Here is a 20,634-nt window from a genome sequence, read left to right as displayed (position 1 = left end):
GGCTCTTTCATTCTGGAGTGCCTATGCAACCCACTTTCCGCATCGTCGCTGATGGCAGGGACATCACGATGCTGATCAACGACCGGCTGATCCTGCTGAGAACCACCGACAAGCCCGGCATGGACTCCGACGAGTTCGAGCTGCGGATCGATGACCGCGACGCGGCGGTGGCTTTGCCTGCCAGGGGCGCCCGGATCGAGGTCCACCTAGGCTACATTGGCCAGCCGCTGGCTCGTCTGGGCCGCTACACCGTCGACGAGATCGAGGTCTCGGCGCCGCCACGCACCATGGTGATCCGCGGCAAGGCCAGCGACATGCGCGGCACCGGCAAGACCACGCGCAGTGGCAGTTGGGAAGGCGTGCCCCTGTCGCAGATCGTCCGCGACATCGCCGCCCGCAACGGCTGGACACCGGTCTGTCCGGTGCAGACGAAGGTCGATCGCGTCGACCAGCGCAAAGAATCCGACTTCAACTTCATCACCCGCCTGGCCAAGCAGTACGACTGCACGGCGAAAGTGGCCGACGGAAAGCTGCTGGTCATGCCCCGTGAAGCCAGCCTGAGTGCCAGCGGCAAGGCCTTTGGCACGGTCACAATCACCCCGGCAGATGTGAGCCGGTGGCAGTTCCGGCTCGGCGATCGCAACGCGCAGGCGGCCGTGAAGACCACGCACCAGGACAAGAAGACTGGAGAACTGGCCGTCATCGAGCTGAGCAACGACGACGCCCCCTCCGGCCTGCCGGGCGTGCACACCGATCGCCACATCTATCCGAACAAGTCGGCAGCCCTGCAGGCTGCCAAAGCCAAGCTCGCGGCATTCAACCGCAGCACGGCCGGCGTGCGCCTGCAGATGGCCGGACGAACCGATCTGTTCGCTGAACGGGTGATCAATGCCAAGGGCTTCAAGGATGGGCTGGACGGGCAGTACCTGGTCGACAGCGTCGAGCAGACGTTCGATGCCTCTGGCTGGTCGACCGCGGTGGAGTGCAACGGCGGCAAGAAGGGCAAGGCCAAGGCCAAAGGCAAGGGCAAGAAAAAGAAATCCGACCAGCCACTGAAGGTGGTCGCGGTCAACCCGGCCTGAGCGGCCACAACAGGAGATTCAAGATGACAGTCACCCTCAAGCAGCTGCAGCAGATCCTCCCCAACGCCGGCACTCAAGCCGGCGTTTTTCTTCCTGTCTTGAATGCGGCGATGGTGAAGTGGGGCATTGTCACCCCGTTGCGCAAGCGTGCGTGGCTCGCCCAGGTCGGCCATGAGTCGGGCCAGCTGCGCTACGTTCGCGAGCTGGGCGGCGATCAGTACCTGTCGAAGTACGACACCGGCAAGCTCGCCGCCCGACTGGGCAACACGCCCGAGGCCGACGGCGACGGCCAAAAGTACTGTGGCCGTGGCCTGATTCAGATCACCGGGCGCGCCAACTACAAGCGATGTGGCGAGGCGCTGGGCCTGGACCTATTGGCCCACCCCGAACTCCTCGAGCGCCCTGAGCATGCCGCAGACTCGGCCGGGTGGTTCTGGCACCAGGCGGGGCTTAACTCGCTGGCCGACAAGGGGCCGTCGGCGTTCGAAGCCATCACGCGACGCATCAACGGCGGGCTCAACGGGCAGGCTGATCGCTTGGAGATCTACGAGCGTGCCGAGGAGGTGCTGATCTGATGGGCCTGGAATCGCGGCTTGCGCTGCTGGCTCTGGTGTTCGGGGCCGTGGTCGGCGGACGGCTTGCTTGGTTGTGGCAGGCCAACGAGCTGGCCACGCAGGCGGCGGGCTATGAGCAGCAGCTTGCGGCAAAGGACCTGGAGCATAGCCGAGAGCGGGAGGTGGTTGCGGTGGCAGCGCTCGACCAGCTCGAGCAGCTGCAGGTAGCAAGGCGTGCCCTGGAGGATCGCCTGCAGGCCCAAGACAAAACCCACTGGAAGGAGATGAACGATGCTCAACAAGCTCAGGCTCGCCTGCGCGACCGGCTTGCTACTGCTGATCTGCGGTTGTCAGTCCTGGTCGACGCCGGATCCGTTGCCGCCCAGGGTTGTGGCAGTGGGGGGCGAGCGCCCGCCGGCACCGGAGGAGTGGTGGATGGAGCCTTACGCGCCCAACTTGACCCAGCGCATGCTCGACGAATTATCGCCATCACCGGCGAAGGCGATCGAGGACTGATCGCGCTGAAGGCCTGTCAGGCCTACGTGCGCGAAGTCACGAAGTAGTAAAGAGGCGGGCCGGGTGGATGCGCCAACATCCAGCCCGGCCCGCCGAACCCGCAGACCCTTCCTGCAAGTCCAGCCGTGGCCCCTGCCTTGTGCACAAAGCGCGGCGAGCCTAACACCTGTTTATCCATACAGTAAAGACTTGCAATCAATGACCTCTCCAATCATTCCCTGGATGGGCGGCAAGCGCCGCCTGGCCGACCGCTTGATCCCACTCTTTCCCCCTCATGAATGCTATGTCGAAGTCTTCGCCGGCGGTGCCGCGTTGTACTTCATGCGTCCCCAGGCCGCTCCGGTGGAGGTGCTCAACGACCTCAACGGCGACCTGGTGACGCTCTACCGGGTAGTGCAGAACCACCTCGAGGAGTTCGTCCGCCAATTCAAGTGGGCGCTCAGTTCGCGCCAGATCTTCGAGTGGCAGAAGATGACCCGCCCTGAGACGCTGACCGACATCCAGCGTGCAGCCCGTTTCTTCTACCTGCAGCAGCACGCCTTCGGCGGCAAGGTCACCGGGCAGACGTTCGGTACCGCCACCACGGGACCTGCCATCAACCTGCTGCGCATCGAGGAGAATCTCTCGGCCGCATGGCAGCGCCTGGCCGGCACCTATGTCGAGAACCTGTCCTGGCTCGATTGCGCCGAGCGCTACGATCGAGCGCACACGTTCTTCTACATGGACCCGCCTTACTGGCAGACCGCCGGCTACGGCGTCGACTTCCCGTTCGAGGAGTACGAGCGCATGGCCGACTTCATGCGGCGTTGCAAGGGTAGGGTGATGGTCAGCATCAACGATCACCCGGACATCCGGCGAGCCTTCGACGGTTTCCGCTTCGAGTGCCTGGACATCCGCTACAGCAACACCAACCAGCGGCAGGGCAAGGCCGATGTCACTGGTGAGCTGGTGATCATGAACTGGGAGCCGGAACGGTTGGGACAGCTGTTCTGAGGCCTGCGCGTATCTCTGGCTGGCACTTTATACTGCCCTAATCTAAACATCAGGGCAGTGTCGTGAAGCGAACCATCGAAGGAATGATCCAGGCAGGTGAGCCGCTGATGAATGTGGCTCTTGAGGACATGCGCGCTTACCACAGGGCGCAGGACTCGGGAGCGCCGGCAGAGGAGGTTGAGCGCCTGCGATTGATAGCAGAGTCCTCATTTAAGGCGGTCTCCGACTACCAGTTGTATGCGCTTGGCCATCAAGCCCTGATTCGTCACTGAGCCGGCTCGATTAGAGCTGGCCCCTGGTTCCGCACGTTGCCCACGGCAGTTCCTACGCGGTACCACTCGAAGGCCTCGGCCGGCTCGCCCAGGTTGAGCACCAGCTGTTCAGCGTGCTCGCTGGGCATGCCGGCCGCAACCCATTCGATAGCCAGATCGGGCGACAGTACGACTGGTCGCCGATCATGCATGTCGACCATCCCGCCCTGTGCGTCGGCGGTGATGATGACGAACCCATCGTGCTCGTTGCCTGCGAACTGACCTATGGAAGCGCATAGGGCAGGGCGTCCATCTCGTCGGTGGATGAAGTAGGGTTGCTTTTTCGGTCCTCCTTCATCCACCCATTCATACCAGCCGTCCACCGGTACGATTGCCCGGTGCGGCCAGATCGCGCGGAAGAACGGGCCGTGCGCCACCTTTTCGACCCTGGCGTTGATCGGCGCCGCCCGGTCGGCCGCCCAGTGCGGCCGCCACCCCCACCGCACCAGGTCCGCGCGCGGGCCTGCGTCATCTACTCGAAGCACCGCCACATTCGTCGTTGGCGCGACGTTGTACCGGCCAAGAGGCTGGTCGCTGACGTTGTTTCGCCAGACCTCCGGCATGCTCAGAGTGTCAACGAAGTCATGGATGCCGCTGTACTGACTTAGCCTCCCGCACATAAACCACCTCGCTCGTTTGTCGGCTGCCTCGCGTCCGCGCATTGACGTAGGAACGGTCTAACAGTTTACTGTATGAATATACAGATATTCATTTGAGTTGATCTGCCATGACCATCACCTTCCTGGGCGCGCCGACGGGCGGCCCTACGCGGCTGCCGGTGTACTCGTTCCGTGTGCCGGCCGGATTCCCTTCGCCAGCGGCGGATCACTTGGAGCGCCATATCTCCCTCGACGAGCTTTTCGACCTGCGTGCTCCTCACGTGTACTTGGTGCATGTGGAGGGCGACAGCATGCAGGGCGCCGGCATTTTCTCGGGCGACCTTCTCATCGTAGACCGCAGCAAGGAGGCTGAGCACGGCGACATCGTGATCGCCGCGATCAACGCCGAGCCCGTCTGCAAGCGCCTGTACCGGCGCGATGGCGTGCTGATCCTTCAGTCGGAGAATCCCGCCTACCCACCGCGGCACGTCATGGAAGGCGACGACCTGCTCATCTGGGGTGTGGTTCGCTACAGCGTGCGCGATCATGCCCAGTGACCAGGTGTTCGCGCTGATCGACTGCAACTCGTTCTACGCGAGCTGCGAGCGCGTGTTCCGGCCCGATCTGGCCAAGACGCCCATCGTGGTGCTGAGCAACAATGACGGCTGTGTGATCGCCAGGTCATACGACGCCAAGCCCTACGTGAAGATGGGCGAGCCCTATTTCCAGGCCAAGGAGAAGCTGCGCCGGCATGGCATCGTGGCGTTCTCGTCAAACTATGCGCTGTATGGCGACATGAGCGAGCGGGTCATGTCGTTGATCGAGTCGATGGTGCCTGCGGCTGAGGTCTACTCGATCGACGAATGTTTCGCTGACCTCACGGGCGTGCAGGGGAGCCTGACCCAGTTCGGTCGAGATATGCGCGCCAAGGTGTTGCGCTGTACCGGCATCCCAGTGGGTGTGGGGATTGCCCGCACCAAGACCCTGGCAAAGCTCGCCAACCACACGGCCAAGCGCCTGCAGGTGCATACGGGCGGGGTGGTCGATATCACTGACGATTTCAAGCGCGATTGGGTACTGCGCAATACTGAGGTGAAAGAGGTTTGGGGTATTGGCCGACGGATGACGGCGCACCTCGAGGCGATGGGCATCCGCATGGCTATGGACCTGGCGAAGGCAGACCCACGGATGCTGCGCGACAAGTTCAGCGTGGTGGTGGAGAAGACCGCGCGCGAGCTCGCCGGTACACCTTGCCTCGAGCTGGATGAGGCTGACCCACCGAAGCAGGAGATCTGCTGCAGCCGAATGTTTGGCAAGCGGCTGACGGAGCTGGCACCGATCAAGCAAGCGGTGGCCACCTACACGGCGCGTGCGGCTGAGAAGCTGCGTACCCAGGGCTCGGTATGCAAGCGCATGCGAGTGTCGATCCGCACCGGCATGTTCAACCCCAACGAGCCGCGCCTTGCTAAGGGGGCCTTGGTCGACCTGCCTTATCCCACCAATGACACTTTGCTGTTGATCGGGGCGGCAACTGAGGCTGTGGAGCGGATCTACCAGGCCGGCCACCGGTACAGCAAGGCCGAGGTGCTGCTACTGGATCTGCGGCAGCCTGGCGAGTTCACGGATGATCTGTTTATGCCCTCGCAGCCGACGACGTGTAATCGCTTGATGTCGGTGTTGGATGATATCAATGACCGGTATGGCAGAGGCACGTTGCGGGCTGGAAGCGTCCCTCACACCCCCGATTGGGGGATGCGTCGTGAGATGATCAGTCAGTCTTACACCACAAGGCTCGACCAGTTATGGACTATCTATGCGCAGTGAGCTGGCCCGTCGATGCCGTTTAGATCGATTATTTTAAGGGTATCACCTAGACAAGTAGCCAGGTCTTGCGGGCGGGGCGTAGCCTGCAAGCGCTCGTAGGGTGTTTTGTTAATTTCTGGTGCGATAAGTAGAAAACTTTGGTGATGAGGGGTGGCGAAATGCCACCGATTTGGGACAAAATGAGTGCGACGTTCAATGTCCAATGTGAGTTTATAGGAATGATTTCTAAAGTATTGAAAAGTAAAGCCCCTATTACAGTTGTTGGGGTGATAATTGTAGGGGTTGTATGTTCGGCGATTTACGATGCTATAGTTAAGCCAGGCTTTAACGTCGCGTCGAGGTACTTGTTTGATTTTTTTACTTTTGGCTCCCAGAAACTTAGAGATTCAGTATTTAGCAATGCGGCCTTAGATCCAACGCCGATGGCTGGAGTGACGTTATTGCTTTATATGTTGGCTATCATGGGTCTGTATGTAGGATTCATGCAGGTTTGGGGGGAGCGTATAGTTTACAGAATTATTGGTCGCGACAAGAGCGGTGAGGATGTATGGGCACGAGATCGTGAGTATGGTGAGGTTAGTGCTAGAGTAAAAATAATTTTGCGGGGGCTTTTGTTTAGTGCAAGGCTTAGTGTCTTGGCTTTCATAATTGCGGCTTATGTAGCTTATTCGTCTATGAGTCAGTCAGTTTTGGTGTGGCGTTTGTTTCATGCAAATTTGAATATAATTTCCCCTTATGTTAATCAGGAACAGCTGTATCTCCTGAGGGCAGACTTTGCTCGTATGAGAACGGAAAAACAGTATGCTGAGATTGAGGAGAAAATGGGAGTTATAGCTAAATCTTACGGAGTGGAACTTAGAAGTGACTCTTTTTGAGTAAAATAAAGTTCAGGGGATCTATGGGTAAAGACGCTCGCCTGGTCCGCTGGCGCTATATAAAGTAGAGTCTAGGTATGTAGGGGTGGTTTTATCAGTCGCCCCATCTTTGCACTGTGGGCAGTTTTAGAAAATGATGACGTGGTTGATTTATTGGAAATGCCCACGGATCCAAGAAATCACCCAAGCCCATTGCGTTGGGGCTTGGGCGTTTTATCTTATCAATACACTAGTGCAATCGATGCGTGTAGAACTATAAGGATGATTATCTGACAATGAGTTTGCCTTGAGATTTAGCTGCCGCTAGTACATTACGGTTTGCGGTAAAGACAGTGATTCCAGGTACAGTGGCAAAGTCGCCATCGTCCGTAATTACTTGAGTAATGCCTTGAGTTGTCATGGACTCTAAGATGAAGAGGTCGTATCCATCCACAATGTTAGAAGTCAAGCGTTTCAAGGCGGCATTTGAAAGGTCGTTGTTAACAGCTGATTCAAGAGGGTCGGCTAATGAGAGGACCTGTTGGCAAGCTGAGTCAATCTCTGCGCAAACATTTGATCTTTCTGCCGGGAAGTTGTGTCTGAATTCTTTCGTTCCAACCGGAGTGTTTGTTGCATTATAAATCTCGCGCTCTGCCTTCTCTATTATGTGAGAGAGTTCTGCAATGCTGAAGCCTGATTGAAAAATCTTCGAATTGGTTTGCAGGGCTTTAGCTGTGTAGGTTGGGTAGCTACTCACTTGGTAAGGACGCGCTCCGCACTGACTGGCGCGAGAGTACGTCATCCAGTACCAGACATTAGTGTCAATGAGGAAGCTATCACCGGGCTTTGGATTGTCACTCGATATATCAACGACGCTTGCATTGACTGTCAAGTTGATCGCCATTAATCATCCCCTCGCGATTGTTGCTCCAGGATCGAATCTACTATCCTTCGGTAGTCATTGTTGGATTTGTTCTTGGAGGCATTTGAAATAACTCTCTCTACAACTGAGCGACCTGTTTCGTTCAGTCCTTCGAGGTGTAAGAATTTTCGAAGTTCGTCTTCGGTTACGTCATTTAGTAACTGTCCCACGGAGTAGTTGAAAAATGGCGAAGCGAACTGCCTTACGTCGGTGAAATCAAGATAAACGTCCGTATTTTCTCGAAGGTGTGGTAGAACTTCGTCGTGGAGCTTTTGCCCATCTGCGTCGGTTATGCATCTTGGGCCAAAAGTTTCAATGATTTGAATTCGCATTCTTTCTCCTAGTGGCTAAAGTTCGCCACGGAAATGATAAAGGGTTTCGTCGCAGTTAAGCTTTATTTGAACTGCGGTACCCGAAAAGCCGCCGTTGAGATCTTGGTATCGCTCGCCGTTTCGATCGACTATCGCGTAACCATTGTTGCTGTAGATTTCAAGTGATCCAGCGTTGATTCGTACAAACTCTTTCAAGAGGTCAAGCCCAAGGCCTCTAGCGACCCCAAGTTGAGTGCTAGTTGTGTTTCCACTTTGAAAGGCCCATTCGAGGCAGGAGCTTGATAGAAGGTTTTGAGCGCGAGGATCACTTTGAAGGTATTGGCGTATTTTGGAGGGTATGCCTACTCCGAAATCAACGACCGATAGGACGAGCTGGTTCATTGCGTTGTAATACTGACCGCAGCTATATACTCCAACGGCTGATATGCTGTGCTCGAAAGAGTTGGCATAAATTTCCCAGACTTTACCCACTATCGCATCACTTAGACGAGGGCTGACATGTACCCATCCGCGACCAAGCCATAAGTCAGTTAAATAGTCCAGGACAGGGTTCGGCGCCGAATGCCGGTCCTCTCTATAAGGAATAGAGTTTCCATTCCATCCCGGTGAAGGATAGCCAAAGCTCAAAGCGAATCCGTTTTGGCACAGATTAGCTAGTACCGCTGGTGAAATGGTATTCCATTCAATCTGGACAGGTATATTGTGGTGTTGAGCCAGCCTGGTGAGTCCACCCAAGAACGCTACGGCGTTTGGCCGTAAAAAATTACAATGAGAAAAGTTGAATCGTGTCCCTGCAGGGCACCTGCTTACCGATTCCCAAATCTGAAATAATCTTAAGAAGTCATACTGCCCATCGTTCAGGGTAGGCACACTTATGGTCTGCACTGCGAAGCTCCCTCTGTGTTCAGCGCTTCATCAACCGTTTGGCTCCAGTAAGCAATTTATCACCTTCCTGTCAGGGATGTCTCCAGCTTGGGCCCATGGTGATTGGAGAGCGCAATGTGAGAAAGCTCTCCATGACTGTATTTTTATACAGTATTTTGTGCAAAAACACCAGCCCAAAAAATTGGAGCCGCAGGCCAGGAAGGCACATTGGTACAAAAATGGTACGTGTGGAAAGAAGGCTGCCCTAGAGGCTGCATAACTCTTGACGCTCAGAAAGAATGTGCCCAATCCATCATCGGTGCCACGGAGAAGCGGCGTGATGGCTAGGTGCGCAAGGAGGAAGCGGCTTGAGATTGCATAAGTCTGGGACACGAACTCAGCGAAGCCAGGCGGTGGGTCCCGCTGGCAAGCGATGGAAAGGTTGATGGCCCCCAGTTCACCAAGCATGGCGGGACTCGTCCGGTCCGATTGGCGATAAGGTACCGGCTGGTACGCAGGGCGTTATTCCCGTCCTCCTTAGGAGCCGGGCTGCCGGCGAACAGGGCCCGGCCCTGCTTCAACATTCCAAGCGCTACCCGGCTGGGCGCCTCCAGGCCAGGAATGCTCTGAAGCTAATGCAAAAAGCCCAGCACGAGGCTGGGCATGGAATCGTGGATCTCTCAGCTTACCGATCGTTCTTGGACGAAGACCGGACCGCGTTGCTCAGGCCCTTCTGGTTATGATCCCCAGGGGTTGTCTGCGAGACGGCGGTGGATTTGGACAGGCCGCGGGTATCCTTGGAGTGGGCTACGCCAGAGGTAACGGAACCATGGCCATTGTCATCATTGCGCAGGCTGCCGTATCGGTTGCCGCTGACGCCGTGATCGCGACTGGCCTTGCCTGCGTGATCACCACCAAAGCCGGAACGACCACCCTCGTGTCCACCCATGCCGCCGCCGTGGCCGCCACCGTTCCCACCACCATGACCGCCACCGCCACCGCCACCGCCACCGCCACCGCCACCGCCTTTGGCATAGGCTGAGCCAATGGGTGAGACATCCGCAGGCAACAACGCAGTAGCGCCAAGCGCCAATGTACAAGCGAAGATGGCCACCAGTTTATGTTTCATGGTCTGTACGCCTCCGAGGGGCGAGGGTTTGGGGTGCAAATCAGACCCAGGGCCGTACTTTTAGTTCTCATGGTCCGACGGAGTGCGTGCTCCCCATGGCAACGCCTGTTATTCAGGCCCAGCTTTGAAATCGTGTAGCGCCTGGAGACTGAGCGCTACCCCAGCCCGCTCGCTCTCACAGAGGGGGTGCTGTGGGGTGGGCGGGGGAGGATCTTCAGCATTACGGTTTTTCGATGATGCTGGGACAATCGGGAGGGTGGGACGGGAGTTCGAATAAAGCGTTCAACTGCTATCGCGCAAATTTCTATCGTGAAAGCCAGCAGGCCTAATATCTTCAGCGGGTGCTGAAAGGTAATGGATTTCAGCCTGTTGTAGAAAGTGCTATTCTGGCTATTGCTTTAGTGTGATTGTTACTTAAGTTTTAATTGAGGGGTGAATAGCTTTTAGCCACTACTCACTAATTCCCAATGATTCTAAGCACTCCGTAGCATATTTTTTTGTGATGGCTAAGCTCGTAGTCGCGCAACGGATGTTAGGGACGTACGCGCGTCTATCATGCTGCATCTACTAAAGGACTATCCCATGGAAAGCTTCGCTATCGCAGCCTCACAAATAAACTGGAACGGTGGCCAACGGATCACTTTGACTCCGGGTGATACGGCTACCTGCACGACGTTGCGCCCTGGCCAGATTTACGGGATTTTCATCTATAACTCTGCGGGTAGTGACAACAATGCCACTGTCAATGTGGTATGGAGCAATAGCCAACCCCCTGCACGCATTACTGTTCCAGGCACCACTGCCAATGCCGGCTTGGCCTCGATGGGCTTTGTTTCGGGTACCGACACCCAGACCATTTCGGTTTCGCTGCCCAGCAACAGTGGCATCGCACAGGTCGAACTGTGGCTGGGCAGTACCAGCATGCCGACCAATACAAGCGGGCTGAACAATAATCAGCTGCAGGCTAATGGTGAGCAGTATCCGTTCAACAAATATAATCGCTATTATTCGGTGCCTCCGTCAAAGTGGATGAATCTGACCATCGTTAGCAAAATTACTCAGTTTATCTCGTGCCAGTTCCGGGAAGCGGCTGCTACTGTGTTTGTTGTTAATGAAACCTCCAATGGCCTGCTGTCTGGTCAAGTCACCAATATTGGGCCTACGGCTTCGGAACAAGGAGCCGTCACCATTGTTGCGACTCAGATTCAAAGTGTGAGTAATAACTTGCAAGGCGACGGTACGCAGTGGGTCTGGATGGATGCTGATAGTCAGCAAGACTCTACGAGCGCTAGTATTTCTCTGCAATCACTTTAAGAGGGTGGCAAGCTGAAATAAAAGAGCCACGCAGTGCGTGGCTCTTTTATTTTGAGAGGGCTTACCTGTTGCAAGGTAAGCCCAAGTCTTCTCCCGCTTCAGTGGCTCATGCCCAGTTCCGCATCATCCATCAGCGCCTTGGCCAACGCGCTCAGGTAGTACGCCGCCCAGAGCATCTGCGGTTTCTCCTCCATGATCCCGGTGATGGTCAGGTCGCGTACGCAGCCCATCAGTTCCGAGGCCTGGTCGCGGGCGTGCTGGCAAGGGATACCGGGTTCGATGCAGAACAGTGGGTCGGTCTGGCCTTCGCCCTGGTAGAACTTGGTCTTGCCGACAGTGGTGGGGGTGTCGTCTGTAATCATGATTCTCTCCCTGAGATGGTCGGTGCCTGTGCGGACCTCTTCGCGGGTAAACCCGCTCCCACAGGTACAGCGCTGGCTCCAAGGCACAGGTGATCCTGTGGGAGCGGGTTTACCCGCGAAAGGGCCCGACCAGGCAACACATGCCTTGCTGTCTAGTGCAATGTCGGCGCCTGTGCTGGCATCTGCACCTGGATCAATGCCGCTTCGAGCAACACACGCAGCGACTCCATCTCATGCATCGACGCCATCATCAGGATCGCGGCGGGCGACCTGGGTTTTAGCTGTACGGCATGATGGGCCACGGTCAATGCACACAGGGCGTACTCGGTGGCCTGGATGAGGGTGTCTTCGAGGGAGTGGTGGTTGTGGGGTGGGTCGGGGACGATCTTGAGCATGTACTTATTCCTTTCGAAGGGCTGCCACCTGCCTGCTGTCAAACAGTAGGGTGGCAGCTGTACGTGGGTTGACAGACCGGCGGAATAAGCAAAGTTCCGGCGCACGCAAGCGTGCCCGCACGTACAGCCACCATCGAAGGCTAGCCGTATGCTTAATACCGTTGCGGCCTGTCAAAGCCGGTCGCTGAACACCAGCGACTCGCCCGAGACTAGAGCCCGATCAGAGCAGTCGCAACGGAAAAAAGGCGGCAGCAGTATGTTTGGGAAATGGACTACAAGGAAGGGGCTTAATCTGATTCTCGCTGTCTTTCTGAGCGTTCTATAAGTTGTGACTGGCAAAGGGCTTGGGCAATGGGTGTACATCGCATGTAAGGTGGTGTTCCATGCCGAACACCCGTGTTCCTGCTGATGCACCTCAACCTCAAAGGCCAGCGAGATGCCTGATTTTGTCGACCTGATTTGCCAGTGGTATGGCGCAGACGAACTGGAGTCTGTCGACGCGATAGCACGTTTGATTCCGGCGCTGGAGTTCGTTGCCATGACCGCAACACAGCAGGAGCAAGCGCTGCCGGGTTGCTTGGCCTGCGAGGTGTGGAACGCCAGGATGCGTCATGTACAGGACGCGCTTCAGGTCGTCGGTAATGCCTTGCCTGATTCGATTGCGGCGCCATTGAACCGCGTATGGGCGCTCTATGCGTCGATGGGCGACGGCGACCTGCCTTGCCATGATCGGTCGATCTTTCAGCGTGGCCACTGGCAACCGATGCGCGAGGCCGCCACGCAGGTTTTGAGTGCCATGGGGCCTGAGGCGGTCAAGACGTTACTGGCAGACCTCTCCCGTTGAGGCAGTTGCAGGGCAGGTTATATCGAACAAAACATCATTCAGTAGCTTCGCCATGGTGAAGTGGCTTCCTGCGAAGCGCATTGAATACCGCCTCGGTGTACCAGATTTGCGGCCCGATCAGGATGGCGTCCAGTGGGTCGGCATGTAGCTCGATCTGTGTCGTGATACCTTCGATGGCGAGCAATTGCCGGGCATCTTCAAGTTGCCGGCGGATACCCTTGAACCACAGCCGGCCTGCCCCCTTCAGAAGGAACAGGGTGTCGGGATAGGAGTAGGCGAGCTTCTGTCGCAGATTGATCACCGCCGTTCTGCTCTCACGAGTAAACGAAGGCGCCAGCACATAGGTTTTGCCCGCTGCGGCATGGAGGTCATCCTTGTCCTGCAGGTACTCCTCGATAGTGAAGCAGTTGGCGACCGTTTCGAGCGCGCCGCTGTTCACATCGACCAGATGGGCGTTGACGCCGACATAGCAATACTCGGTCTTGCCATGCACCACGCAGCCCTCGCTGTTGCAACGAACTACCCAGTAGTCACCCTTCGCGGTGAGTTCACAGGACTGAATGACGAACCGTTCCGGGCGGCCATCTCGGATGACGTCTTTAAGAAAGTTGAGGACGATGGCGCTGGCTTGGTGTGCGGATAGCATCTGCTGGTACTCGGGTAATCGTCGCGTCAGGATAGTCATTTCCGAATGAACGGCATCGATGGATGTTCACCGGCTCATCGAGCCCCGTTCACAAGTGAATCGCGAGTAATGAAACCATGTTTGACCACTACCTGAAACGATGGGGGCTGACCCTCGACGGGGACGCGTTCGAGTCGTTGAACGGCCATCTTCTCCCGGTTCGCCAGGGCGATACACCCGCCATGCTGAAAATCGCGCAATCACCTGAAGAGCAGGCCGGCAACCAGCTCATGGCCTGGTGGGGCGGTGATGGTGCGGCTCCGGTGCTGGCTCACGACTGCGAAGCGTTGTTGATGAAGCGGGCGCAAGGCTCGGCATCATTGGCGCAGATGGCTGCCGATGGCCGGGATGACCAGGCCACACGCATCCTCTGCGCGGTGGTAGCCCGCCTACACGCCCCACGCGCTGAGCCAATGCCTGCGCTGGTTCCGCTGGCGCAATGGTTCGAAGCGTTGTGGAGTGCGGCGGCGACTCACGGCGGGGTGTTGGAACACAGTGCCAGGGCGGCGAGGGCGCTTTTGGCCGAACCGCAGGATGTGGTGGTGCTGCACGGTGATATCCATCACGGCAACGTGCTGGATTTCGGGTCGGCTGGATGGCTCGCCATCGATCCCAAAGGGTTGTACGGCGAGCGCGGCTTCGATTACGCCAACATCCTCTGCAACCCGGACGATGCGAGCGCGCTGGCACCGGGGGTCTTTGCACGTCGGATAGCGATTATCTCGGCTGCTGCCGGTATTGATCGTCGCAGGCTTTTGCAATGGGTGCTGGCATGGGCAGGGTTGTCAGCGACCTGGATGATAGAGGACGGTATCGAGCCGGACAGCAGGCTTGAGATGGCCAAGCTGGCAGCTTCGGCGCTCGACTGCGGCGTCCAGATTTCTGATTGAGCCGGTGCCTCAAAAAATAAACGAGTTGCTATGCTGCTGGCGGTCCGGGCATACGCATTCGCCAGCGCCGGATGGTATTGCCAATACAAGGAGGTTCACATGCAAGTCACATTACCCCTGAGTGTCAGCGACTGGAAATACAAGACGGCCAGCGGTGGTGGTCTGACGGTGATGTTCGCCGCCGCCAGCGGCGGTCTGCTCACCCTGACCGATCCCGACAAGGCCGAACAACAGTTTCGCTACGGCTCGCTCGGGATCGGGGTGGGCGTCGGCGCGCGCCTGCCGCGGGTCGGCAAGATCAACTTGCTGGTACGTGGCAAGAGCGTCGGCGCGGTGGGCGCGAACGAAGACTTCCCGGCGATCGGCACGGTGCTGGTGGCTGACTCGGTCGCTGGCCGTGGCCTGGTCCGCGACGATTTCAAAGGTGGATGCGTGTTCCTCGAAGGCGGGCTGGGCCTGGTCGGTGGTGGCAGCGGGTCGGGCGTGCTGTTCGGTCTGGACCCCAAATTGCTGATCATGAGCACCGCCGCAGTGGGGGCGGGTGGTGCGCTTCTGCCACAGGACACCCTGCCGCGTCTTCTGCGCTCGGCAAAGGGTGTGATCTTCTCCGCCGGATTCAACATCGGGGTGCAGGCTGGTGGCGGCTTGACGTTGACCATGGGCGGGCTGTTCTGATCGAGGGCAACGTGAGGGGGCGATACGTTCCCCACGCACCCGATCGCGCCCTGCTGGCGCTGATCCCATCAAGGAAGATAAAAACAATGAAAACACTGCTCGGCTTCTTGCTCTCCATCTGTTTCAGCCTACCGGCGTTTGCCGGCGAAACACCCATCGGTTTCCGGACCTCGACCCTGGCAGACCAGCAAAATAACCGCCCGCTGGAGCTGGCGGTCTGGTACCCGGCTACAACCACCGCCACGCCGCAACTGATCGGTGATACACCGGTGTTCGTCGGCGATCCCGCCGTGCCCGATGCGCCTCCGGCCAAAGGCGCACACCCCTTGGTGGTGTTGTCCCATGGCTACCGCGGCAACTGGGGAAACCAGTCATGGCTGGCCAGCGCGCTGGTTCGGCAGGGTTACATCGTGGCGGCGGTCAACCATCCCGGCACCACCACCCGCGATCGCGACCCTGAAGCCGCGGCACAGTTGTGGCAGCGTCCCATCGACCTGCAACGGGCCATTGATGCGGTGATGGCTCAGCCGGCAAAGTTCGGAGCGGTGGCGGTGGGCAAGATCGCGGTGGCAGGCCATTCGCTGGGCGGCTGGACGGCCCTGGAAATCGCCGGTGCCCGGTTCGACGCCGAGCGCTTTGCCCAGGACTGCATTGCCCATCCGCAGCTGGCCAGTTGCAACGTATACAAACAGATCAACCCCGACCGCAGCCCGGCATCGAAAGCCCGATTGGACGACGATCTGCGTGACAAGCGTGTCACGGCCATCGTGACCCTGGATCTGGGCCTGTCACGGGGCATGACCAATGCCAGTCTGGCGGCATTGCCGGTACCGACGTTGGTGATCGCGGCGGGCGCGCCCTCCGAAGACCTTCCGGCGCAGCTGGAGTCCGCCGACCTGGCCAAGCGTTTGCCTCAGGCGACGAGTCGTTATGTCGAGATCGAGGACGCCAGCCACTTCAGCTTCTTGTCCATGTGCAAACCCGGCGCATTGGCGTTGCTCGAAGAGGACGCGCCCGGTGATGGCGTCATTTGCCGGGATGGCGATAACGCTCGGCCACGGGCGCTGATCCAGCAGCAGCTTGCCTTGCAGATCACCGAGTTTCTGGCGCAGTCATTTCATGACTGAAGACGATCCATCATGGGCGGATCAATGGTTGCGCAGCTGATGCAGGCAATCGATCCGTTCATGAAAGGTTTTCCAGCAATGTGAGCGTACCTGCCACCATTCCCAATCCCGCCCTCACTGAGTACACTTGCGACAAATTCTTATTCGCACCTGGTAATCTTTTGGGGGAGGGCGTAATGTCCACCGTTGTTCCCGCCGGCACTGTCCACTGCGGCCTGGAAACGCTCTACCGCGAGCACAGCACCTGGCTCCACGGCTGGCTGCGCCAACGCCTGAACAGCTCCGCCGATGCCGCCGACCTGGCCCAGGACACCTTCATCCGCGTGCTGCTGGCGCGCACCGCCGGCACCCTCAACCAGCCCCGTCACTACCTGGCCACCATCGCCCGGGGCCTGGTCATCGACCTCTATCGCCGCCGCAGCCTGGAAACCGCCTACCTCGAAGCGCTGGCGCTGCAGCCGGAGAACTACGCACCTTCCGCCGAAACCCACGCCGCCATCCTCGATACCCTGATGGCCATCGACCGGATGCTCGACGGGCTCGGCCCGCGCACCCGGGCGATCTTCCTTGCCGTGCAACTGGACGGATTGAGCTACGAAAAGGCTGCCGAACGCCTCGGCGTTTCGGTGAGCACCGTGCGCAAGCACCTGGCGCGCGGGCTGATGCATTGCCTGCTGGTCGAGGGTGCATGAAGGCCATTCTTGCCGAGGCCGTGGACTGGTACGTGCGCTTGCACGACAGCAACGTCGACGCCGCCACCCGCGCCTCCTGGCAAGCCTGGCGCGCCGCCGACCCTCGCCATGCCGCCGCCTGGGCGCGGCTGGAGGAGCTGCAAGGCCGCCTGGGCAATGCCCCCGGCGGCGCCGCGCAGACCCTGGAAATCGCCCGACGGGATCGGCGCCATGCCGTGAAGGCCCTGGTGCTGTTGCTCGGTGCTGGTGTGGTGGGCTGGCAGGGCTATCGGATTTCGCCGTGGAGCACCGATTACTCGACCCGGACCGGCGAGCGACGCCGAGTGACCTTGGCCGATGGCACGCGCCTGGACCTCAATACCAACAGCCGCGTCGATATCCGCTTCGACGCTGGCCAGCGGCTGATCCACCTGCGCCAGGGCGAGATCCTGGTGGAGACCGCCAAGGACCCGCGTCCGCTTAGTGTGCGCACCGCTGAAGGTGCGGTCCTTGCCCTGGGTACCCGCTTCAGCGTGCGTCAGGACGCGGGTACGAGCCATGTGGCGGTGGCTGCCCATGCCGTGGAAGTGCGGCCAGGGCAAACGTCGCAAGTGGTGCGTATCGATGCCGGGTATGGGCTGAGCTTCGCTGCCGATAGCATCGGGCCGTTGCGTCCCTTGGCGCCCGGTGCCCAGGCCTGGGCGCAGGGCATGCTGGTCAGCGTCGATTGGCGCCTGGGCGATGTGGTTCGTGAGCTGGGGCGCTATCGGTCTGGGTATCTGGGGTGTGCGCAGGAGGTTGCCGGGTTGCGGCTGTCGGGGGCATTCAATCTTGATGATACCGATGTCGCGTTGGCCAGTCTGGAAGACGCGTTGCCGGTTCGGGCAAGGCGCATGACGCGCTATTGGGTGCGGCTGGAGCCACTTGGGGTGGGGTAGGGTGGTCCGGCCTCCCTCCCGAATGCACATTGCGTGGGAGCGGGCTTGCCCCGCGATGAGGGCGTCAAGGCTGCCATCGCATCGCGGGGCAAGCCCGCCCCCACGCCTCAAATCCTTCTACGCCTCAAATACTTCCACGCCTCGAATCCTGTACGACAACACAGGCTGAAAGTCTGGGTGATTGCTCATCCTTTCTCAACATTCGAGAATTTTTCGCATTTGGGGTAGCAGATTTTTCGTGCTGCTTCGGCTCTTCAGGGCGCGCGCTTCAAGCGTGTCCATGCCAACCAGTACAGGAACCCCTTTTCATGTCCGCACGCCGTACCTCGCTAGCCTGCAGTATCCGTCAGGCGACCCTCGCATTGAGCCTGTGCGCTGGCGCATTGGCGACCTCGACCGCCTGGGCCGCCCCGCAGCGCTACGATATCCCGGCCGGCAGCCTGGCCGCTGCAATCAGCCAGTTCGCTGCCGCCAGCGGCGTGACCATCAGCTTCAGCAACGACGAAACCAGCGGGCTGCATTCATCGGGGCTGCAGGGCAGCTTCGAGCTGGAGCAAGGGTTTGCGACGCTGCTGCAGGGCTCCGGGTTGCGGGTGCAGCAGGTGGGCGAAAAGCGCTATGTGCTGAGCAAGGTGCAGAACGACGGCGCCGTCGAGCTGGGTGCGACCAGTGTCGATGCCCTGGGCCTGGGCAGCACCACCGAAGGCACCGGCAGCTACACCACGGGTTCTGCCAGCACCGCGACCGGCCTGCGCCTGTCGGCGCGGGAGACGCCGCAGTCCGTCAGCGTGGTGACCCGCCAGCAGATCGAAGACCAGAACCTCACGGACGTGACCCAGGTGCTCGAGCAGACGCCGGGTGTGGTCGTCGACAGCATGGGGCCGGCCGGTAGCGACGCCAACCATATCTACGTGCGGGGTTTCCAGGTCGGCAGCATCCAGGTCGATGGCGTCAACCGCCCGGATAGCTACGGGTTCCGTGACGACCTGGCCGACATGGTGTCGTATGACCGGGTGGAAGTGGTGCGCGGGGCCACCGGCCTGATGTCGGGCACCGGCGATCCCGGCGCCACGGTCAACCTGATTCGCAAGAAACCGACCGTCGAGACCCAACGCAAACTGACCCTCAAGGCCGGCTCCTGGGACAACTACCGCACCGAGCTGGACGTGTCCGGCAAGTTGTCGGAAAGCGGCCATGTGCGTGGGCGTTTCGTGGCCTCGACCACCGACAGCAAGAGCAATGTCGACCGCCAGTCGCTGGAACGGCAGGTGGCCTACGGCGTGGTGGAATGGGACGTCACCGACAGCACCCTGCTGACCGTGGGCGCGGAATACCAGGAGATGGACAACGACGGCGCGGGCAACCACGGTTTTCCGATGTACAACGCCGATGGCAGCCACTTCAACCCATCGCGTTCGTTCAACTCGGCGTCCGACTGGAGCTACCACAAGCGCAGCGCGAAAACCCTGTTCACCACCCTGGAGCACCAGCTGGACAACGGCTGGCAACTGAAGCTGAACGCCGAGCACAGTCGGCGCAGCTATGATGACGCCTTTGCCACCGCCGCCAGCGGCACCGTCAAGCCCGACGGCAGCGGCATCAGCACCTGGACGGGGCGTTGGGCAGGGGACCCGCGGCAGACGTCGTTCGACCTGTCGGCGTCGGGTCCGTTCGAGCTGTTTTCCCGTGAGCACCAGGGGTACCTGGGAGCCAGTCACTATCGCGCCTACTACCGTAACGACGGTTACCCGCTGTGGTCGTTCCAGACCATCGACAACATCCACACCTGGGACGGTTCGCTGGCGATCCCGGCGGCCATCCACACCAAGTCCACGGAGGATGCGCTGGATGAAACCCAGGACGGCCTGGTGGCCTCGGTACGCTGGAGCCTGACCGATGAACTGGCGCTGATTACTGGTGCGCGGCTGATCGACTGGAAACGCGACGAAAGCCATACCACCCTGGCCACCGGCGCCACCACGCGCACCTCGCGCAGCGAGACCGGGGTGGTCACGCCCTATGTGGGGCTGGTCTACGACTTCGCCGAGAACTGGTCGGCCTACGCCAGCTATACCGCCATCTTCAAACCGCAGAGCCGGCAGGATGCCAATGGTGGCTATATCGAACCGCTGGAGGGCGTGAACTACGAGCTGGGCATCAAGAGCGAGTTCTGGGACAAGCGCCTGACCACCGCCTTCAGTGTCTTCGAAGTGCAGCAGGACAACCTGGCTGTTGCCGACGGCGACAAGCTGGCACCGGACGGCAACCAGGCCTACCGCGCCGAGTCCGGCACCAAGACCCGTGGTTTCGAGATGGAGGCGGCCGGGCAGATCCTGCCCGACTGGCAAGTTTCTGCCAGCTACACCTATGCCCAGGCCGAGGACGCCGAAGGCAAGCGCCTGCTCACCGAAGTACCCCGCGATACCTTCAAGCTCTTCACCAGCTACCAACTGCAGTCCCTGCCGCAGCTGAAAGTCGGCGGCGGCGTGCGCTGGCAGGGCATGGAGTACAAGAAGAAAGCGGGGCCCCATGGCGAGACGTTCACCCAGGACGCCTACAGCGTGGTCGACCTGATGGCGCAGTACGCGATCACGCCGCAGACCAGCGTCTCGTTGAACCTCAACAACGTGCTGGACGAGAAGTACTACTCGGCGATCGGCGCGCGTGGTTGGTATGGCACCCCGCGTAGCGCCACGGCGACGTTGGTCTACGCGTTCTGATACAGATGAGGCGTGGCTGATGGCCCCTGTGTG

The 20,634-nt window shown here is 59.4% G+C and carries 23 protein-coding genes; 16 read left to right on the top strand and 7 right to left on the bottom strand.

Annotated features, from left to right (window positions below):
- The first annotated feature begins 23 nt into the window (after positions 1–23).
- The 5 genes from VUG52_RS18570 (at position 24) to VUG52_RS18550 (ending at position 3,417) form a co-directional block, all read left to right on the top strand.
- Positions 24–1,082, top strand: a complete 1,059-nt coding sequence (locus VUG52_RS18570; protein WP_331831862.1) for a phage late control D family protein — start codon at positions 24–26, stop codon at positions 1,080–1,082.
- Positions 1,083–1,105: 23 nt separating this feature from the next.
- Positions 1,106–1,657 (top strand): glycoside hydrolase family 19 protein, encoded by a 552-nt coding sequence (locus tag VUG52_RS18565; protein ID WP_331831861.1) that lies wholly within the window; start codon positions 1,106–1,108, stop codon positions 1,655–1,657.
- Positions 1,657–2,199 (top strand): lysis system i-spanin subunit Rz, encoded by a 543-nt coding sequence (locus VUG52_RS18560; RefSeq protein ID WP_331831860.1) that lies wholly within the window; start codon positions 1,657–1,659, stop codon positions 2,197–2,199. The genes VUG52_RS18565 and VUG52_RS18560 overlap by 1 nt, the downstream gene beginning before the upstream one ends.
- A gap of 151 nt (positions 2,200–2,350) precedes the next feature.
- Positions 2,351–3,145: a DNA adenine methylase gene (locus VUG52_RS18555; RefSeq protein ID WP_331831859.1), complete on the top strand. Its 795-nt coding sequence runs from the start codon at positions 2,351–2,353 to the stop codon at positions 3,143–3,145.
- An 83-nt stretch (positions 3,146–3,228) separates the two neighbouring features.
- Complete coding sequence (locus VUG52_RS18550) at positions 3,229–3,417, top strand: hypothetical protein (protein ID WP_084941429.1); 189 nt, start codon at positions 3,229–3,231, stop codon at positions 3,415–3,417.
- On the opposite strand, the gene VUG52_RS18545 is transcribed toward VUG52_RS18550, so the two are convergent.
- A complete protein-coding gene (locus VUG52_RS18545; RefSeq protein WP_331833177.1) occupies positions 3,411–4,076 on the bottom strand; it encodes an SOS response-associated peptidase in 666 nt (221 codons plus the stop codon). The two genes, VUG52_RS18550 and VUG52_RS18545, sit on opposite strands and share 7 nt — an antisense overlap.
- Positions 4,077–4,183: 107 nt before the next feature.
- On the opposite strand from VUG52_RS18545, the gene VUG52_RS18540 reads away from it, so the two are divergent.
- From VUG52_RS18540 to VUG52_RS18530, 3 genes are all read left to right on the top strand, one after another.
- Positions 4,184–4,612: a LexA family protein gene (locus VUG52_RS18540; protein ID WP_331831858.1), complete on the top strand. Its 429-nt coding sequence runs from the start codon at positions 4,184–4,186 to the stop codon at positions 4,610–4,612.
- Positions 4,602–5,879, top strand: a complete 1,278-nt coding sequence (umuC, locus tag VUG52_RS18535; RefSeq protein ID WP_331831857.1) for a translesion error-prone DNA polymerase V subunit UmuC — start codon at positions 4,602–4,604, stop codon at positions 5,877–5,879. The genes VUG52_RS18540 and umuC overlap by 11 nt, the downstream gene beginning before the upstream one ends.
- Positions 5,880–6,037: 158 nt before the next feature.
- Positions 6,038–6,754 carry a hypothetical protein gene (locus VUG52_RS18530; RefSeq protein ID WP_331831856.1) on the top strand — a complete coding sequence of 239 codons (717 nt, stop codon included), beginning with the start codon at positions 6,038–6,040 and terminating at the stop codon, positions 6,752–6,754.
- Positions 6,755–7,019: 265 nt separating this feature from the next.
- On the opposite strand, the gene VUG52_RS18525 is transcribed toward VUG52_RS18530, so the two are convergent.
- The 3 genes from VUG52_RS18525 to VUG52_RS18520 all read right to left on the bottom strand — a co-directional run bounded on the left by VUG52_RS18525 (position 7,020) and on the right by VUG52_RS18520 (position 9,980).
- Positions 7,020–7,637 carry a hypothetical protein gene (locus VUG52_RS18525; RefSeq protein ID WP_331831855.1) on the bottom strand — a complete coding sequence of 206 codons (618 nt, stop codon included), beginning with the start codon at positions 7,635–7,637 and terminating at the stop codon, positions 7,020–7,022.
- A complete protein-coding gene (locus VUG52_RS27305) occupies positions 7,637–7,987 on the bottom strand; it encodes an STAS-like domain-containing protein (RefSeq protein ID WP_442964595.1) in 351 nt (116 codons plus the stop codon). Before VUG52_RS27305 ends, VUG52_RS18525 begins: the two co-directional genes overlap by 1 nt.
- A gap of 1,549 nt (positions 7,988–9,536) precedes the next feature.
- A complete protein-coding gene (locus VUG52_RS18520; protein ID WP_262974287.1) occupies positions 9,537–9,980 on the bottom strand; it encodes a hypothetical protein in 444 nt (147 codons plus the stop codon).
- Between the two features lie 582 nt (positions 9,981–10,562).
- On the opposite strand from VUG52_RS18520, the gene VUG52_RS18515 reads away from it, so the two are divergent.
- Positions 10,563–11,294, top strand: a complete 732-nt coding sequence (locus VUG52_RS18515; protein WP_050704870.1) for a hypothetical protein — start codon at positions 10,563–10,565, stop codon at positions 11,292–11,294.
- Between the two features lie 98 nt (positions 11,295–11,392).
- On the opposite strand, the gene VUG52_RS18510 is transcribed toward VUG52_RS18515, so the two are convergent.
- Together VUG52_RS18510 and VUG52_RS18505 are read right to left on the bottom strand one after the other, a co-directional pair.
- Positions 11,393–11,656 carry a DUF3077 domain-containing protein gene (locus tag VUG52_RS18510; RefSeq protein ID WP_050704871.1) on the bottom strand — a complete coding sequence of 88 codons (264 nt, stop codon included), beginning with the start codon at positions 11,654–11,656 and terminating at the stop codon, positions 11,393–11,395.
- Between the two features lie 152 nt (positions 11,657–11,808).
- A complete protein-coding gene (locus tag VUG52_RS18505) occupies positions 11,809–12,051 on the bottom strand; it encodes a hypothetical protein (protein ID WP_050704872.1) in 243 nt (80 codons plus the stop codon).
- A 436-nt stretch (positions 12,052–12,487) separates the two neighbouring features.
- Between VUG52_RS18505 and VUG52_RS18500 the strand changes: the two genes are divergently transcribed.
- A complete protein-coding gene (locus VUG52_RS18500) occupies positions 12,488–12,895 on the top strand; it encodes a hypothetical protein (RefSeq protein ID WP_050704873.1) in 408 nt (135 codons plus the stop codon).
- 34 nt (positions 12,896–12,929) lie between these two features.
- Here the strand turns inward: VUG52_RS18500 and VUG52_RS18495 are convergent, their stop codons facing one another.
- A complete protein-coding gene (locus VUG52_RS18495) occupies positions 12,930–13,580 on the bottom strand; it encodes a hypothetical protein (protein ID WP_052896393.1) in 651 nt (216 codons plus the stop codon).
- A gap of 77 nt (positions 13,581–13,657) precedes the next feature.
- Between VUG52_RS18495 and VUG52_RS18490 the strand changes: the two genes are divergently transcribed.
- From VUG52_RS18490 to VUG52_RS18465, 6 genes are all read left to right on the top strand, one after another.
- On the top strand, positions 13,658–14,470 hold the full coding sequence (locus VUG52_RS18490) for an aminoglycoside phosphotransferase family protein (protein ID WP_050704874.1): 813 nt from the start codon (positions 13,658–13,660) through the stop codon (positions 14,468–14,470).
- Positions 14,471–14,569: 99 nt separating this feature from the next.
- Entirely contained in the window at positions 14,570–15,145 is a 576-nt protein-coding gene (locus VUG52_RS18485; protein WP_050704875.1) for a hypothetical protein, read from the top strand.
- 86 nt (positions 15,146–15,231) lie between these two features.
- Positions 15,232–16,272: an alpha/beta hydrolase family protein gene (locus tag VUG52_RS18480; RefSeq protein ID WP_050704876.1), complete on the top strand. Its 1,041-nt coding sequence runs from the start codon at positions 15,232–15,234 to the stop codon at positions 16,270–16,272.
- A 176-nt stretch (positions 16,273–16,448) separates the two neighbouring features.
- Positions 16,449–16,964: a sigma-70 family RNA polymerase sigma factor gene (locus VUG52_RS18475; protein ID WP_050704877.1), complete on the top strand. Its 516-nt coding sequence runs from the start codon at positions 16,449–16,451 to the stop codon at positions 16,962–16,964.
- Complete coding sequence (locus VUG52_RS18470) at positions 16,961–17,881, top strand: FecR domain-containing protein (RefSeq protein ID WP_331831853.1); 921 nt, start codon at positions 16,961–16,963, stop codon at positions 17,879–17,881. The genes VUG52_RS18475 and VUG52_RS18470 overlap by 4 nt, the downstream gene beginning before the upstream one ends.
- A gap of 308 nt (positions 17,882–18,189) precedes the next feature.
- Positions 18,190–20,601 carry a TonB-dependent siderophore receptor gene (locus tag VUG52_RS18465; protein WP_331831852.1) on the top strand — a complete coding sequence of 804 codons (2,412 nt, stop codon included), beginning with the start codon at positions 18,190–18,192 and terminating at the stop codon, positions 20,599–20,601.
- Positions 20,602–20,634 lie beyond the last annotated feature (33 nt).

Origin of the sequence: Pseudomonas sp. LH21, from assembly GCF_036549575.1 — a bacterium.
GTDB classification, from domain to species: domain Bacteria; phylum Pseudomonadota; class Gammaproteobacteria; order Pseudomonadales; family Pseudomonadaceae; genus Aquipseudomonas; species Aquipseudomonas peradeniyensis.
The sequence above is the reverse complement of the archived record's forward strand: the minus strand, read 5'-3'. Positions and strand labels throughout refer to the sequence as shown.